This window comes from Candidatus Leptofilum sp. (assembly GCF_965223525.1).
Taxonomy (GTDB): Bacteria; Chloroflexota; Anaerolineae; order Promineifilales; family Promineifilaceae; genus Leptofilum.
Genome location: NZ_CBDCWX010000005.1, coordinates 1,987,157 through 2,001,997, shown reverse-complemented (window position 1 = coordinate 2,001,997; position 14,841 = coordinate 1,987,157). Strand labels below are relative to the sequence as shown.

13 protein-coding genes are annotated in these 14,841 nt (G+C 53.5%); 9 read left to right on the top strand and 4 right to left on the bottom strand.

Features of this window, described 5'->3' with window-relative positions; all coding sequences use genetic code 11:
• The first annotated feature begins 27 nt into the window (after positions 1-27).
• From ACOQPM_RS14260 to ftsZ, 4 genes are all read left to right on the top strand, one after another.
• The gene (locus ACOQPM_RS14260) at positions 28-1,140 is read left to right on the top strand and encodes a D-alanine--D-alanine ligase family protein (protein ID WP_420629933.1); all 1,113 of its coding nucleotides are present in this window, start codon (positions 28-30) and stop codon (positions 1,138-1,140) included.
• Positions 1,141-1,212: 72 nt separating this feature from the next.
• The gene (locus ACOQPM_RS14255) at positions 1,213-2,139 is read left to right on the top strand and encodes a cell division protein FtsQ/DivIB (protein WP_420629932.1); all 927 of its coding nucleotides are present in this window, start codon (positions 1,213-1,215) and stop codon (positions 2,137-2,139) included.
• A 123-nt stretch (positions 2,140-2,262) separates the two neighbouring features.
• Positions 2,263-3,477, top strand: a complete 1,215-nt coding sequence (gene ftsA / locus ACOQPM_RS14250; RefSeq protein WP_420629931.1) for a cell division protein FtsA — start codon at positions 2,263-2,265, stop codon at positions 3,475-3,477.
• Positions 3,478-3,567: 90 nt separating this feature from the next.
• Entirely contained in the window at positions 3,568-4,737 is a 1,170-nt protein-coding gene (gene ftsZ, locus ACOQPM_RS14245; RefSeq protein ID WP_420629930.1) for a cell division protein FtsZ, read from the top strand.
• A gap of 63 nt (positions 4,738-4,800) precedes the next feature.
• Here the strand turns inward: ftsZ and ACOQPM_RS14240 are convergent, their stop codons facing one another.
• A complete protein-coding gene (locus ACOQPM_RS14240) occupies positions 4,801-6,024 on the bottom strand; it encodes an MFS transporter (protein WP_420629929.1) in 1,224 nt (407 codons plus the stop codon).
• Between the two features lie 328 nt (positions 6,025-6,352).
• Between ACOQPM_RS14240 and nrdR the strand changes: the two genes are divergently transcribed.
• From nrdR to ACOQPM_RS14220, 4 genes are all read left to right on the top strand, one after another.
• Positions 6,353-6,805, top strand: a complete 453-nt coding sequence (gene nrdR, locus ACOQPM_RS14235; protein WP_420629928.1) for a transcriptional regulator NrdR — start codon at positions 6,353-6,355, stop codon at positions 6,803-6,805.
• Between the two features lie 124 nt (positions 6,806-6,929).
• Positions 6,930-9,251: an ATP cone domain-containing protein gene (locus ACOQPM_RS14230; protein ID WP_420629927.1), complete on the top strand. Its 2,322-nt coding sequence runs from the start codon at positions 6,930-6,932 to the stop codon at positions 9,249-9,251.
• Positions 9,252-9,336: 85 nt separating this feature from the next.
• Positions 9,337-10,206, top strand: a complete 870-nt coding sequence (locus ACOQPM_RS14225) for a hypothetical protein (RefSeq protein WP_420629926.1) — start codon at positions 9,337-9,339, stop codon at positions 10,204-10,206.
• Positions 10,207-10,397: 191 nt separating this feature from the next.
• The gene (locus ACOQPM_RS14220) at positions 10,398-10,754 is read left to right on the top strand and encodes a hypothetical protein (protein WP_420629925.1); all 357 of its coding nucleotides are present in this window, start codon (positions 10,398-10,400) and stop codon (positions 10,752-10,754) included.
• 1 nt (position 10,755) lies between these two features.
• Here the strand turns inward: ACOQPM_RS14220 and ACOQPM_RS14215 are convergent, their stop codons facing one another.
• Together ACOQPM_RS14215 and ACOQPM_RS14210 are read right to left on the bottom strand one after the other, a co-directional pair.
• A complete protein-coding gene (locus ACOQPM_RS14215) occupies positions 10,756-11,616 on the bottom strand; it encodes a phosphodiester glycosidase family protein (RefSeq protein ID WP_420629924.1) in 861 nt (286 codons plus the stop codon).
• Positions 11,616-12,275 carry a TIGR03936 family radical SAM-associated protein gene (locus tag ACOQPM_RS14210; RefSeq protein ID WP_420629923.1) on the bottom strand — a complete coding sequence of 220 codons (660 nt, stop codon included), beginning with the start codon at positions 12,273-12,275 and terminating at the stop codon, positions 11,616-11,618. The genes ACOQPM_RS14215 and ACOQPM_RS14210 overlap by 1 nt, the downstream gene beginning before the upstream one ends.
• Before the next feature lie 431 nt (positions 12,276-12,706).
• Here ACOQPM_RS14210 and ACOQPM_RS14205 point away from each other — a divergent pair, with 431 nt between their 5' ends.
• Complete coding sequence (locus ACOQPM_RS14205; RefSeq protein WP_420629922.1) at positions 12,707-14,353, top strand: LysM peptidoglycan-binding domain-containing protein; 1,647 nt, start codon at positions 12,707-12,709, stop codon at positions 14,351-14,353.
• A gap of 25 nt (positions 14,354-14,378) precedes the next feature.
• Here ACOQPM_RS14205 and ACOQPM_RS14200 read toward each other — a convergent pair whose 3' ends face one another.
• Positions 14,379-14,726 (bottom strand): HIT domain-containing protein, encoded by a 348-nt coding sequence (locus tag ACOQPM_RS14200; RefSeq protein WP_420629921.1) that lies wholly within the window; start codon positions 14,724-14,726, stop codon positions 14,379-14,381.
• Positions 14,727-14,841: the final 115 nt, after the last annotated feature.

Genomic DNA, 14,841 nt, shown 5'->3' with positions numbered 1-14,841 from the left:
ATTCATCCTTCCTAATTCATAATTTTTATGAACGAAAACGGGAAACAAAAACTACGGGTCGGTGTTATTTTCGGCGGTCGGTCGGGCGAGCACGAGGTGTCGCTCAACTCGGCGCAGTCGGTGATGCGCGCCTTGAACCCGGATAAGTATGATGTGATTCCAATTGGCATTGACAAGAACGGCCGTTGGCTCACGGGCGATGTGGTTGGCACACTGACGGAAGGCAAAAACAGCAGTCGCCCCGCCACCCTGCTGCCAGACCCACAAGCAACGGGGCTGATGCAGCTCAATGAAGGTGAGAACGTGGGGATAACTAGCGTTTCCCAACTCGATGTCATTTTCCCGGTGCTGCACGGCCCCTATGGTGAAGATGGCACGGTGCAAGGTTTGCTGGAGCTGGCAAATTTGCCCTACGTGGGGGCTGGTGTGGTTGGTTCGGCCGTGGGTATGGACAAAGCCATCTTCAAGCAGGTAATGACCGCCAGCGGACTGCCTGTCTTGCCCTGGCTGCTGGTGCGAAGTAGTGAATGGCACAAACGGCCGTACAAAATCATCGAGCAGATCGAGGCAATTTTGGTCTACCCGGTCTTCACCAAGCCAGCTAATCTCGGCTCCAGCGTGGGCATTTGCAAATGCAACAATCGGGAAGATCTGCAAGCGGGCCTGGACGAAGCCGCCAGCTACGACCGCCGCATTGTGGTGGAGCAAAGCGCAAACGTGCGTGAACTGGAAGTCTCTGTGCTGGGCAACGACGAACCGGTTGCCAGCGTGGTGGGCGAAGTGCGCCCCCGCCGCGAATTTTACGACTACGTGGCCAAATACGTCAGCGATGATTCGGAACTGATTATTCCGGCCGATTTGACCCAAGAACAAAGTGACGATGTGCGCCGTTTGGCCGTCCAAGCCTACAAAGCAATTGATTGCGCCGGGTTGGGTCGGGTGGATTTATTGTTGGATGTGGCGAACGGCCGTTTCTACCTGAACGAAATCAACACCATACCCGGCTTCACCCAAATTTCCATGTATCCCAAGCTGTGGGAAGCCACTGGCCTGCCTTACAGCCAACTGCTAGACAAGTTAATTGAATTAGCCATTGAGCGGCATGAAGAAAAGGAACAACTCAAAAAGAGTTTGGAATAATTACCCAATTACCTAATTACTTAATTACGCGATTGTAATTGAGTAATTGGGTAATTCAGTAATTGAGCGATTATGAAACGACGACAAAACCAGCCAAGACGCTTACGCAAGCAGCCCAAGATGCGGCGGGTGGATTCTGCCATGCCGCTGCCACGACTGCGCGTGCCTAAAAAGGCACGGCGACGGCGACGGCGCAACCAGGTGCGTTCACGGATGCCGCTCACGACTCTGCGCCAGATTTTGCTCTCGGCGCGCTGGATTAGCCTGGGGCTGCTGGCACTCTCCATTTATGCGCTCACGCTCATTGGGTTGGATGAGAATTTTTACCTCACCAGCATTCCGGTTGAGGGCGTGGTTTCTGTGCCTGCTACCGAGGTAGTCCAGGCCAGCAATTTGGCTGGGTCACACGTTTTTGCCGCCAATCCAGGCGCAGCGGCGCAGCAAATCATGGACAACGTACCGGGCATCATTTCTGCCGAGGTTACGCTCAATTGGCCCAACCAGGTGCATATCAACGTCACGGAAGATTCGCCGATTGCCATTTGGGTGGAAGGCAGCAATCAATTTTGGGTAACCCGGAACGGCCGTCTCATTCCAGCACGCACCGAATCATTGGGCTTGCTGATGATCCAGTCCGAAGTGGAGATTCCCGCTGCCCCCACCCCGGTGGCTGGTGAAGATGCGTTGGTGGCTGGTGAGGAAACGGCCGTACCCGAAACCATCAGTGCCAACATGCGCTTTGTGCCGCAGGACGTGTTGGCAGGGGCGCTCCTGCTCAAAGAGCTGCGCCCCAATATCGAGCGGCTCTATTACCGACCGGGCAGCGGGCTCAGTTATCAGGACGGCCGTGGCTGGCGCGTCTACTTCGGCAGCGGCACCGACATGACACAAAAATTAGTCGTCTACGAAACCATCGTAGATGAACTGCTGGCACAGGGGCTAACACCCCAATACGTGAGTGTAAGCAACCAGGAAAAACCATACTTCCTGGCGCAGTAAATCAACTGGAGATTTAAGGTCGCACGAGAATCTCCGTAATCGGTAAACGGTTATCCGTAATCGGTCTTTTCTTCCGATTACCGAATACCGAACACTGATTACCGAAAAAGAGGGTATTGGAACATGGCAGACATTATTTTTGGATTAGACGTGGGAACCACCAAGGTGTGTGCGTTGGTGGGTGAGGTACGCGAGGGTCGCTTGCAAATCATCGGCCTGGGGCTGGCGGCGGCACGCGGGATGCGTAAAGGGATGGTCATAGACGTTAGCGACGCTTCACTGGCGTTGGCGCAAGCGGTGGAACAAGCCGAGCAAACCTCTGGCTACGATCTTTCCCAGGCAATTGTGAGCATGGCCGGGGAGCATATTAGCTCCACCAACAACAAAGGCATCGTGGCCATCGGCCGTAACGACGCTGGCGTCGCCGTCAGCGACATCGAACGCGCTTTGGACGTAGCGCAGGCCATCCCCGTGCCGCCCAACCGGCAAATTGTCCACCTCATTCCGCGTAACTACACCATTGACGAGCATGATGGCGTTCGCAACCCCATCGGAATGCACGGCTTTCGTCTGGAAGTAGAGACTCACATTGTAACGGCCGCTCGCCCTGCCCTGCAAAACCTTACTAGCTGTGCCGGAAACGTGGGCATCAATGCCAGCGAATATGTGCTAAACGCCCTCGCCTCTGGCGAAGCCGTGCTAGACCCCAACGAGCGAGAAATGGGCGTCATCGTGGCCGATATTGGCGGCGGCACGACAGATATTGCCCTCTACATGCAGGGCAAAGTGTGGCACACCCAGGTGTTCCCCATCGGCGGCTACCACATCAGCAACGATATTGCCATTGGTCTGCGCGCCCCCTACGAAGTGGCCGAGCAGGTCAAAATTCAGTACGGCGACTGCCGACCCGACAAGATTGACGCCAATACCGTTTTCACGGTTGAGCCATTTGGCGGTGAAAAGATTCAGGTGGGTCGGCAAGATTTAGCACACGTTATCGAAGCCCGTGTCGAAGAGATTTTCCAGCACATTTTGCAGGACGTGCAGCGCTCTGGCTATGATGGCCTACTGCCAGCAGGCATTGTCCTCACGGGCGGCAGCGCCCAACTGCGCGGCATCACCGAAGTGGCCGAACGGGTGCTCAACGTCCCTGCCCGCGTCGCCCAACCGCAAAATCTGGTGGGCATGGTAGACAAGCTCCATTCACCCGCCTATGCCACCAGCGTGGGCTTGTTGAATTGGGCAATGAGCGACAACCAGATTTACCAGCCCCGCACCCATAACCGGGAGTGGGGACGCAAGATGGGTAGCATTTTGAAAGCGTTATTGCCAGGCTAGTAATGGCCAGTGAACCGTTATCGGTAATCCGTTATAGGTAAACGGTCAACGGATTACCGATTACTGATTACCGAAAAAGAGGGGTAAAAAATGATGAACCAACAAACTGCAAAAATTCAAAGAATGCCAGAGACAGAAGGCAATGCGCTGATTCGCGTAATTGGCGTGGGCGGTGGCGGCAGCAATGCCGTCAACCGGATGATCACCGAAAATATCTCCGGCGTGGATTACATTGCTATCAATACCGACCAGCAGGCACTGATGGCCAGCCAGGCACGGCAGCGGGTGGCTATTGGCGAGCGCACCACGCGCGGGCTTGGCTCTGGCGGCAAGCCAGAAGTTGGCTTGAAATCGGCTGAGGAGTCGGTGGAAGAGCTGCATGAGCTGCTGCAAGGCTCTGACATGGTTTTTGTGACGGCCTGCATGGGCGGCGGCACCGGGACGGGGGCTAGCCCCATCGTGGCAAAAGTGGCCCGTGAGCAGGGTGCCTTAACCATCGGTGTGGTCACAAAGCCGTTTAGCTTTGAAGGGTCCCAGCGGATGCGGGCGGCCGAAACGGGCATTGAGCAGCTTAAAGAGCATGTGGATACGCTGATTGTGATTCCGAATGATCGCCTGCTGGAAACGGCCGATCGCCGCCTCTCGCTCATGGATTCCTTCAAACTGGCCGATGACGTGCTGCGCCAGGGCATTCAGGGGATTAGTGAACTCATTACGATTCCTGGCCTCATCAACCTGGACTTTGCCGATGTGCAAACGGTGATGTCTATGGGTGGCGCCGCATTGATGGCTGTGGGCAAGGGTTCTGGGGAAGATCGGGCGCGCATTGCGGCTGAAGAAGCGTTGGCGAGCAAGCTGCTGGACGTGACGATTGCTGGCGCACGGGGCATTTTGTTCAACGTGACGGGCGGCAGTGACTTGAGCCTGTACGAAATTAATCATGCGGCGGCTATCATTAAAGAGACGGCGCACCCGGATGTGAATATGATCTTTGGGGCAGTGATTGATGAATCAATGGCGGATGAGATGCGGATTACGGTGATTGCTACGGGTTTTGAGCATGGCGCACCCATGATGCGGCAAATGTCTCGCGCCGAAAGTCGGTTGCCGCAGCGGGAACCGGTACGCCAAACCAGCAGTCGGATCACGGCTCCCCCTGCGCCTAATAGTTCACAAAGGCGAGAGGAAAGAGTGGAACGGCCGTCTTTCCAAGCAAACAATCTAGACATCCCGGCCTTTTTGCGTAAGAAAAAAGAGTAATCGCTGGCCTCCCCTCTAACATTTTAGACCGCCGCAATTTTTCGATTGTGGCGGTTTTTTTGGTTAATCCGCAGCTGTGGACTGCACGGCCGTTACCCGTGAATCCGTAATGGGCAAATGCACCAGTGCAGCAAAGATGCTCAGCCCGATGGCAATGTACCAGACAAGATTGTAAGTTCCTGTGGCGTCGTACAAACGGCCGCCTAGCCACACGCCCAAAAACGCCCCCACTTGATGGCTCAAAAAGACAATGCCATACAGGGTAGAGAGATAGCGCACCCCAAAAATCTGTGCCACTGTGCCGCTAGTGAGGGGAACCGTTGCCAGCCACAAAAAACCAATCGCCCCGCCAAACAGTAAAGCAGACGTTTGCGTGATGGGCAGCAGCAAGAAGAGGGCAATGACCACCGCTCGGCCAAAATAAATGATGCTGAGAAGGTATTTCTTCCGCAGCCTGTCCCCTAGCCAGCCAAAAGAGAAGGAGCCAACCATGTTAAACGCACCTACCAGAGACAACGCACCGGCCGCTACAAAGGTCGGTAAGCCATTGTCACTTAAAAAGGCGGGCAAATGTGTGGCAATAAAAGCCACATGAAAACCGCAAACAAAAAATCCCGTGGTGAGCAGTAAATACCCCACATGCCCTTTGGCTTTTTTGAGGATGGCGATGAACGGTTGGGTCACGGCCGTTTCCGCAGAAGTAGCCATCCCATCATCCGTTTCCCGCCCAGCCTTGTTGGGCAAACCAAAGGCCAACAGCACAATGATCAGCGAAACGCCAGCCAGTACCGTCAGGGCGGTTTGCCAACTGGTATTATCAATGAGCAGTTGCGCCAATGGCGGGATGACAAACATGCCAGAGGAACCGGTAGCGGTGATGATGCCAAAGGTGCTGCTTTGCCGCTTGGCAGGTACAAGCTGTGCCACCGCCCCCAAAACCACCACATAGGTGGTGGCGCTCAGTGCTAGCCCAATCATCAAACCGAGGGAAAGCTGCAAGCCAACGGCCGTTACCACCCGCGACAAAACCAACAGCCCCACACCATACAAAATGCCCCCAGCGGCCAACACCCAGCGCGAACCGGTGCGGTCGGCAATAATGCCCACCAGCGGCAAGCCATAGATGAGATTGCTGACAGCAATGGCAAGGCTAAACGACTCACGCCCGCCACCCAATGAATCGCTGATAGGCTGGAGAAAGAGGCCAAAGCTTTGCCGTATGCCCGTACTGACCATCACGGCGAGCGCGGCTGCTAAAATGGCAATGACAACTGTTTGTCGTTTCACAAGGTTTACTCCCAGAAAAACAAAGTATAGCCCTTGCCTTTAAGAATCCCAACCGTGAAAAGTGCAGATATCCTCTATGATTAGCCATCACACAGATGTTCTAAAACCATGGAAACGGCCGTTTAACAGTGGTCAAAGGCTAGCTGAATTTTTTAAGGTTAATCGGCCACAAAAGTGCTTGCTAGGGAAACGGCCGTATGCTATAATGCCTCGCAGTGCACCAAATGTAGGGGGATTCGCAGTCAACACCCCCATATATGGCGGCAATGCAGCGAATAGTTGGTACACTCCCATATCTGGTTTTTTAACCCATCAGGAGACGTTCTGCGTGAAATGTCCATACTGTAACAATCAAAAAACGCGCGTCATAGATACCAGCCACGATCAGCGTGGCGGCACGCGGCGGCGGCGCGTTTGCGATAAGTGCAAAGAGCGCTTTAGCTCCTACGAACGCCCTATTTTGGCAACCCCCATGCTCGTTAAGCAAGACGGCACTCGTGAAGAATTTACGCGAGACAAGCTAATGGCAGGCATCAAAGTTGCCTGCGCCAAGCGGCCCGTGGCGGCGGCCGATATTGAGCGCATCGCGGGCGAAGTAGAAGCAGAACTGCAGCAGTTGGGCAAGGCAGAAGTTCACAGTCATGTAGCAGGCGATTTGGTCATCAAAAAGCTAAAGGATTTAGACGAAGTGGCGTACATTCGCTACGCTACGGTCTACCTGGGCTTTGATGACCTGGAGTCTATTCGCAAGGAGATTGATCGACTGCTCGAAGCCCGGTAACGGCCGTTTGTAGTCCCGGAACGGCCGTCTCACCAAAACCGAATTATCCTATACTTCCCTCAACCCACGCATTAGAAAACACAATATCGGCAAAACAAATCCACAATAAGGAGATGGAATCTCGATGTCTGATCAGGAACAAACGCAAGAAAACGTATTGGTAAAAAGTAACGGTAGCAATCATAAAAATGGCAATGGCACACACCTCAACGAAGACAGCATTTATTTTAAGGTGGCGGTACCAAAAAGTATTGTGAAGCGAGACGGCCGTATCACGCCTTTTGAAACAGAACGCATTGAAAACGCGCTGGAACGCTGCTTTGCCAGTCTGGATGTCGAACCCAAAACGCCCGTCAAAGAGATAACCCATCGGGTGGTCAACGTCGTTGCCGCCAAATATGATCTGCCCACCGTGGAAGGCGTACAGGACATTGTAGAAATGGTGCTGCAAGCGGCTGGCGAATATGAAGCCGCCAAGCATTACATTTTGTACCGTGCCGAACATGCCAAAATGCGTACCAAGCGGCCCGTACCGCCCGAAGTGCGCGAAGCGTTTGCTCAATCAGACCCCTACTTCCCCACCCAACTGCAAAAGTTCCAGTTCTACGATAAATATTCCCGCTTCAACTACGATCTTGGCCGCCGCGAGACCTGGGTAGAGACCGTTAATCGCGCCACAGAATACCTAAAAGAGCTGTCAGAATATCGCCTGCCTGCCGAAACGTACGAACGCATCCGCCAGGGCATTCTCACAATGAAGGTGATGCCCTCCATGCGGCTGTTGGCGATGGCTGGCCCCGCCGCCCGCCGCAACAACATCGCCATCTACAACTGCTCCTACATGCCCGTAGACAGCATTGACTCTTTTGTGGAAGCGCTCATTATTTCGATGAGCGGCTGCGGCGTGGGCTTCTCGGTAGAGCGACAATATGTAGAGCAGTTCCCGCGCATCGCCCGCCAAAGCGGCAAGCCAGCCGCTACGCACGTGGTCGCCGACTCTTCCGAAGGGTGGGCAGAGGCCGTTCGCATTGGCCTGAACGCCTGGTTCAGGGGCGAAGACGTGAAGTTTGATTATTCATTGGTGCGCCCCATTGGGTCGCCGCTGCGGGTGAAGGGCGGCCGTGCCTCTGGGCCAGAACCGCTGCGCCAGATGCTGGACTTTGCCCGTGCCCGCATTTTTTCGCGGCAGGGTGGCTTTTTACGGCCGCTCGACGCGCATGACATTATGTGTGCCGTGGGGGATGCGGCCGTTTCTGGCGGCGTGCGGCGTACAGCGATGATCTCCCTGTTTGATTATGACGATCTGGAAATGCGCCACTGTAAAGACGGCGACTTCTGGCGCGCCAACAGCCAGCGCTGGAATGCTAATAATTCGGCCGTGTGGCCTTCACGAGAACTAAGTCAGGCAGAAATCACTCGTTTTGTACTGGATATGGTGGAATCGGAACGCGGCGAGCCGGGTATCTTCAACCGCAAAGCCGCCATCGAGAACAGCCCTGCCCGCCGCAAAGCGGCTGAGTTCGGCACCAATCCGTGCGGTGAGATTTATTTACGGCCGTACCAATTCTGCAACCTCACCAGCGCCATCGCCCGCGCCAATGACACCTACGAAACGCTCAGAGAAAAGGTGGAACTGGCGACTATTATCGGCACCGTTCAGTCGATGGCCATTCACTTCCCCGGTTTACGGTCGCAGTGGCAGCAAAACAGCATCGAAGAGCGGCTGCTGGGCGTAGACCTAAACGGCCAGATGGACAGCTCTGCTGCCCAAGACCCGGTAATTCAGGAGAAATTACAGCGCATTGCCGTGGAAACCAACAAAGAGTATGCCGCCACTCTGGGCATTAACCAATCAGCGTCCGTCACTTGCGTCAAGCCATCAGGCAACTCGTCGCAGTTGGTTAACTCCTCCTCTGGTCTGCACACACGCTGGGCACCCTACTACATTCGCAACGTGCGCGTGGGTTCGCACAGCCCCGTCTTCAAGGTGCTGCAAGACGCCGGTGCGCCCCTGGACCCGGAAAACGGCCAGACTCGCGATAGCGCCACGACTTGGGTCGTCCATTTCCCGGTCAAAGCACCAGGAGGAGCCATTACCCGCAACGACCGCTCTGCCCTGGAACAGTGTGAATATTGGCTACAAAACAAAACGCACTACACTGAGCACAATCCCAGCGTGACGATCACCTACCACGACCACGAAGTGCTAGACATCATTCGCTGGATTTGGGAGCATCAAGACAAGATTGGCGGCATGGCCTTCCTGCCCGCCTTCGACGCCCAGTATGACCAGATGCCTTACATCGAAATCACGCAGGAAGAGTACGAGCAGCTAGCTGACAAGTTCCCGGACATTGACTTTTCCAAGATTTACCGCTACGAGGAAGAAGATTTGACAACGGCCGCACAGGAGCTAGCCTGCATGGCAGGAAATTGCGATATTTAGAATATAATTGAGCAATTTGGATTCCCGCAAGTTCTGCTCGTAAGTCATATTTCGGCAAACTGGCGGGAAGTTAGGCTCAGAAAAAATGAACGAAGATCTAAAAAAACGAATAGCACAGTTAAATGAGCATGCTAAAGCTGGCATATTCGGAGTGGCAGCTCAAACAAGTACATTCGAATATGAGGGTTTAGAAAATCAAGGGATGTCTGCATTCCTGAAGCTGATAAATGATTTCTACCAAAAACCCAAAAACACTGAAGAAGATAAAATGATGGCAAATATGGCAGATAATTTCTGCCAACTCATGATCGTTGTTTATCGAGATGCAAAAAAACAGGATGAAAAAGTAGCTCTTGCTTTTGCCAATTCTTTTATCAAAGATTTCCCCGGTACCACAGGAACGTGTCTATACCCACAGTGGGAAGCTTTAGTAAATGCTTCTTATGCTTTTAAGAATGCTCCTAGCAGCAACAATTCATTATTGGTATGGCAACAATCCTTGAAACTTGTTCAAGCATACAATGAGTTTCTTAATGTTTTGTTAGGGTATCTTCTAGTGACTTGGAGGTGTGCTCTTGGAAAACCGTATTCTTTAAATGTACTAACCAATACATACGGCTCTAAACTGAATGAGTTTTCTCAGCTAACTGATGGGGAAGATGGAGCTTTCTACCTCATATTCAGGTTAGCAAAGCCTGATCTACGTAATGCCATAGCTCACGAAGATATTTGGCTGGATTCAAAATCTGCGACGGTGCGATATTCTGCAGGTAAAAATCCAAAAAAGCGATACAAAATAGATCTTGGAGAACTTGTTGGTCTTGGAGCAATGGGAGCTAATTTGGGTCAAGCATTTACTGTTGCCCTCGCTACTATCATTGTTTTGGAGGACGGAACTGCCAAAGATATTGAAAAACTCCCCGCACATTTGGTGCAGGTATTTAGAAAGATTTAGAAAAGTAGCAGGGTAACTATCGGTTTCTATCTAGCCAAATTTAGTACCGTCAAATAAATTAGCCCGCCAAAACTGGTGGGCTGTTTATTTTTTGACAAGGCACTGTCACGGTGGTGTCACGCTGGCTTTTTATGGTTGGGTCATCTTTTAAGGAAACAGTTGTAGTGACTAAATCATAAGGAGTTAGCGGCATGTATCAGTTAAAAGCAAACAATATTTTTAGAAGCATTGGGAACGTTTTTAGCGCAGGTTTGGCACCACAGAGCAAAACGGCCGTATCCACCCCCCACGCCGTAAAAGCAGCCTATCAAGCATTCCGGCAATCGCACCCAGAGTGGGCGGCTAGCTTGTTTGATGAAACCTTTTTATGCCAGGATGCCGCCCCGCTTTTTGCGAATGGCACTTTGCCTACCGCCGAACAGTTAGCCACAGCCTGGCGCAATCAGTTCAACGTGGGCACAGCCAGCCAGCAGACGGCCGATATTCAAAAAGTGCTGCCTGTAGCGGCCGTTTTCTTGCAAATGGTTCGCCGTGAATTGCACAACTAATTCAGTTTGAGAATATGGTGATGACGCTGGGAACAGCTACAAAAGCGGGGATGCTTTCTGGCGGTTCAGCCAGGATGAGTCCAGTGGAGGTGCCACCATCGAGGTTGAGGGCTGTGACCAGGTCAAAATCGGCCGCTGCCAAGTAGCTGCTGAATTCAGCCAGGGTGAAGCCGCCCCAGCTAGCCAAGATGAGGAGGATACGGCCGTTCTCATCCACCCCGATTGCCGTCCGCCGCGCCTGGTCAAAGTCGGCCGTTTGGTAAGCAACTTCGCCATTCAGCACCAGCATGGGGAAGGCTTGCAGGGCATAGTCGAAGGTTTCGGCGGGTTGATACGGCCGTTCCACTAAAGACCGTACCTGCACCTCGCCCTCACTCAGCGTGATCATGCCGCCAAAGCCCACGTAGCTGCTGCCGCTGGGCTGACCATCTATCACAATCAGCCCCGTTGCCACAAATTCTGGCGTAAAGAAGCCGCCATTCACTACAATCAGTGCCCCAGTTTCTTCTTGCCAAGTCGCCAATGACTTCGGCTGTCCAGGGCTGTAGCCGATTTTAAATGTGAGTAGATTGGGGTCTATGCGCAAAAGCGTGATCTGTTCGGTTTGACGGCCGTTTTCATCCAAAATCTGAATGGTGCGACGTTCCAGGCCGGATTGGAGGGGCTGCCAGCCGCTATCTGGCGGGGGCGTTTCGGTGGGCGGGTGAAGGATTGAAGGAGTGACCTGTAATGTGGGGGTGGGTTGCAGAGTTGGGGTTTGGATGGGAGAAGAAGTGGAGGGAACGGCCGTTGCCTCCGACATTGCACAAGCCGACAGCATTCCCACAAATAACCCAACAATTAACCATTTACAGTTAACCATTAACCGTTTAACGTCATGCCAGTGCGATGTACGCGCACGTCCAGCGGATCGAAGCCAAGTGCCCGCAGCACCTCGTCCGGGCGGCCTGTTTTGGATGGTGCCAGGCTCAGATCCATCTGGATACGAACCTGGCCGTCTTCGTCCTGTTCAACAGCAAGATCGAGGATTAACGGCCGTAAATCATACACTTTCTTCTTCCCCCGCCGCTCACGGGTGCGTTCCAGCTTTTTAGCCGTCAGAATCTCAGCCACCTTCACCTGCAACTGTTCAAAATCTACCGGGTCTAGCGGCATAGCCACATATGCAGATGATTGGGTAAGCGACTGCAAAGACGCCCCGCTCACGGGCACATCTGTCACGCTCAAAATCTCGATGCCCGGCGCCATTTTGGCCATGAGTTGCTGCTGCACCTGGGCTGGGTCCATCTTTTCCGCCAACAGCACATCGGCCAATTCACATTCACTGGTGTAACCCAGCGGGAGGGCAGTTGCCATCTGCATACGTGGGCGACGGTTGAAGCCTTGCGTGTAGGCCACCGGAATTTTGGCACGATTCAAGGCCCGCTCCAGCGTCCGCGCCAAATCGAGATGGCTAATAAATCGCGCCGGGCCACCTTTGCTAAAAACCAACCGGATTCTCTGCACATAGTTTGCTTCCATACTTTTTCCTCTGAAAATAAAAAGCGGAACATAGAGCTACACGGAGAAAACACGGAGAGCCACAGAGAAAGAGCGAAAAATCTGAGCGCAAGTTGCGCCAATCTGCGAAATCTGCTGATTTTCATTGATGGTGTTGAGCCTGCGCCTATGCCATCTTCTTAAAAAGCCAGCGCGGATTCTACTTGAAACAAAAAAGAAAATCACGAATCAAACGAATGGACGAATTTGACGAATAGAAATGCAAATTTGTGGCATTTGTTCATTCGTCCTATTCGTGATTACATCAGGACTTACGCAGTGAAGACTACAAAAGTCTTGTCCTCTCTGGAATTAACATCGTTAGACCCGAGACTTTTGTAGTCTGGTAAGGGCAAGTGCGTAAGTCCTATACATATTTCCCGCTAAACCAACTCTTGGGTACAATCTGCCTGATGAAATTTTTCTGGCGATCCCCAAGCAAAGCCAAACGGCTTGCACTGAGCCTGCCGAAGTGGCCGTTACTTCGACTTCGCTCAGCACAAGTCCCCAACCCACTCTACCTGCTTCTTACCCTCCTGCTGTTGGCTGGCTGTGAACGACCTGATCCAGAAACGGCCGTTTTCGTCACTCCCGGCCAAAGCAGCACCCTCCCACCCACCCCCATCGTTACCCCGTTTAGCGGCGAGGGGCCGCTGCCGCCCACGCCAGAAGCTGATCCGGCCCAGGCGATTGCCCGACCCACCTACAATGGTACGCCCACGCCCGACCCGACCCATGAAACGGCCGTTGCCCAAGAAAATGGCACCCTCACCCACACCGTGGGCGTTGGTGAAACGCTCGGTTACATCGCCCAACTCTACGGCACCACCACTGAGCAGCTACTCAGCCTAAACCAGCTAGACAATGGCAACCTTGTTTACGTAGGCCAAGCGTTGCTGGTACCCAGCAGCGCTACTCAATTTGGCCCCGATTTCAAGCTCATCCCCGATAGCGAACTGGTGTACGGCCCCGCCGCCAACGGCTTCGATGTGCGCCAATTTGCCGAACTGTACGGCGGCTACCTGCTTAATTACGAAGAAGCGGTCGAAAATCAGCTCCTAGCCGGGCCAGAGATTGTCTCTTTAGTGACCCATCGCTACAGCGTAAACCCCCGGCTGCTGCTGGCAGCATTGGAATACCGTGCCGGTTGGATTACCAAAGCAGTAGGCGTGGTGGAGCAATTTCCAATGGGATACCGCGCCAGCAACCAGCCTGGACTGTACATGCAACTAAGCTGGGTAGCCAATCAGCTCAACTGGGGATTTTACGGCCGTTCCGAAGGCGGTCTCAACCTTTTCACCGTCGCCGACGGCACCCGCCTAGGGTATGCACCCACCATCAATAACGGCACCGCCGGGGTGCAAAAATGGCTCAGCGCCCACGATGGTGCCACCTACGCCTCCTGGCTGCAAGAAGTGGGGCCAGATGGCTTCTGGCTCACCTACAACGCGCTGTTTGGCAATCCATTTGCCTATACCGTTGATCCCCTCTGGCCCGCCGATTTGAGCCAGCCCAGCCTCCAGCTTCCCTGGCAAAACGAAACCTGGTACTTCACTGGCGGGCCTCACGGGGGCTGGGCGGCTGGCTCCGCTTGGGCGGCGCTAGACTTCGCCCCGCCCGGCGAGCAGCTTGGCTGCGTACAGTCAGAAAATTGGGTCACAGCGATGGCCGATGGCATTGTTACCCGCAGCGATTTTGGTGCCGTGGTTGTAGATTTGGACTTACCGAATCAACCAGCCGATGGCTTTGCTGGCACCGGCTGGGCAATTACCTACATGCACCTGGAAAATCGTGATCGCATTTCGGTAGGCACGCCCGTGCAAATTGGCGATCGGCTGGGGCACCCTTCGTGTGAGGGCGGCTTTTCAAATGGGACTCATTTACATGTGGCGCGGAGTTATAACGGCCGTTGGGTAGCTGCAGATGGTGCCATTCCGTTCAACATGGCAGGCTGGATTTCGCAAGGACTTGGCTCTGAATATGACGGCTTGCTGCTTCGCGGCACCGTCAGCCGTGAAGCCTGCGTCTGCCGCGACGAGATCAACGCCATTAGCCCGTAATCGGTAATCGGTTACCGACTACCGATTACCGTCTCATCAACATGGGGCCTAACGGCCGTCCTCCCAGCAAATGTAGGTGAACATGAAAAACCTCTTGGCCACCGTGCTGGTTGCAGTTGATCATCAACCGATAGCCATCTTCAGCAATACCTTCCTGCGCTGCCAGCTTTTTGGCCACCAGCAGTAGTCGCCCTGCCACCTGCTCATCTTCCTCGGCCAAATCATTCACCGTGGCAATTTCCTTGTTGGGCACAATAAGAATGTGGGTTGGTGCCTGCGGGTTGATGTCCCGAAACGCCGTCACCAAATCATCCCGGTACACAATATCCGCCGGAATTTCACCCGCAATAATTTTAGAAAAAATTGTAGACATTGGATTCTCCTTGTTTTTGTGGTTAGTTTTGGTGGCTGGTAAGGAAAGCAAGCAACTAACAAACAAGCCACCAGCCACCAACTCCGTTTTACTCGCAATCTGGCAACGAGACAAG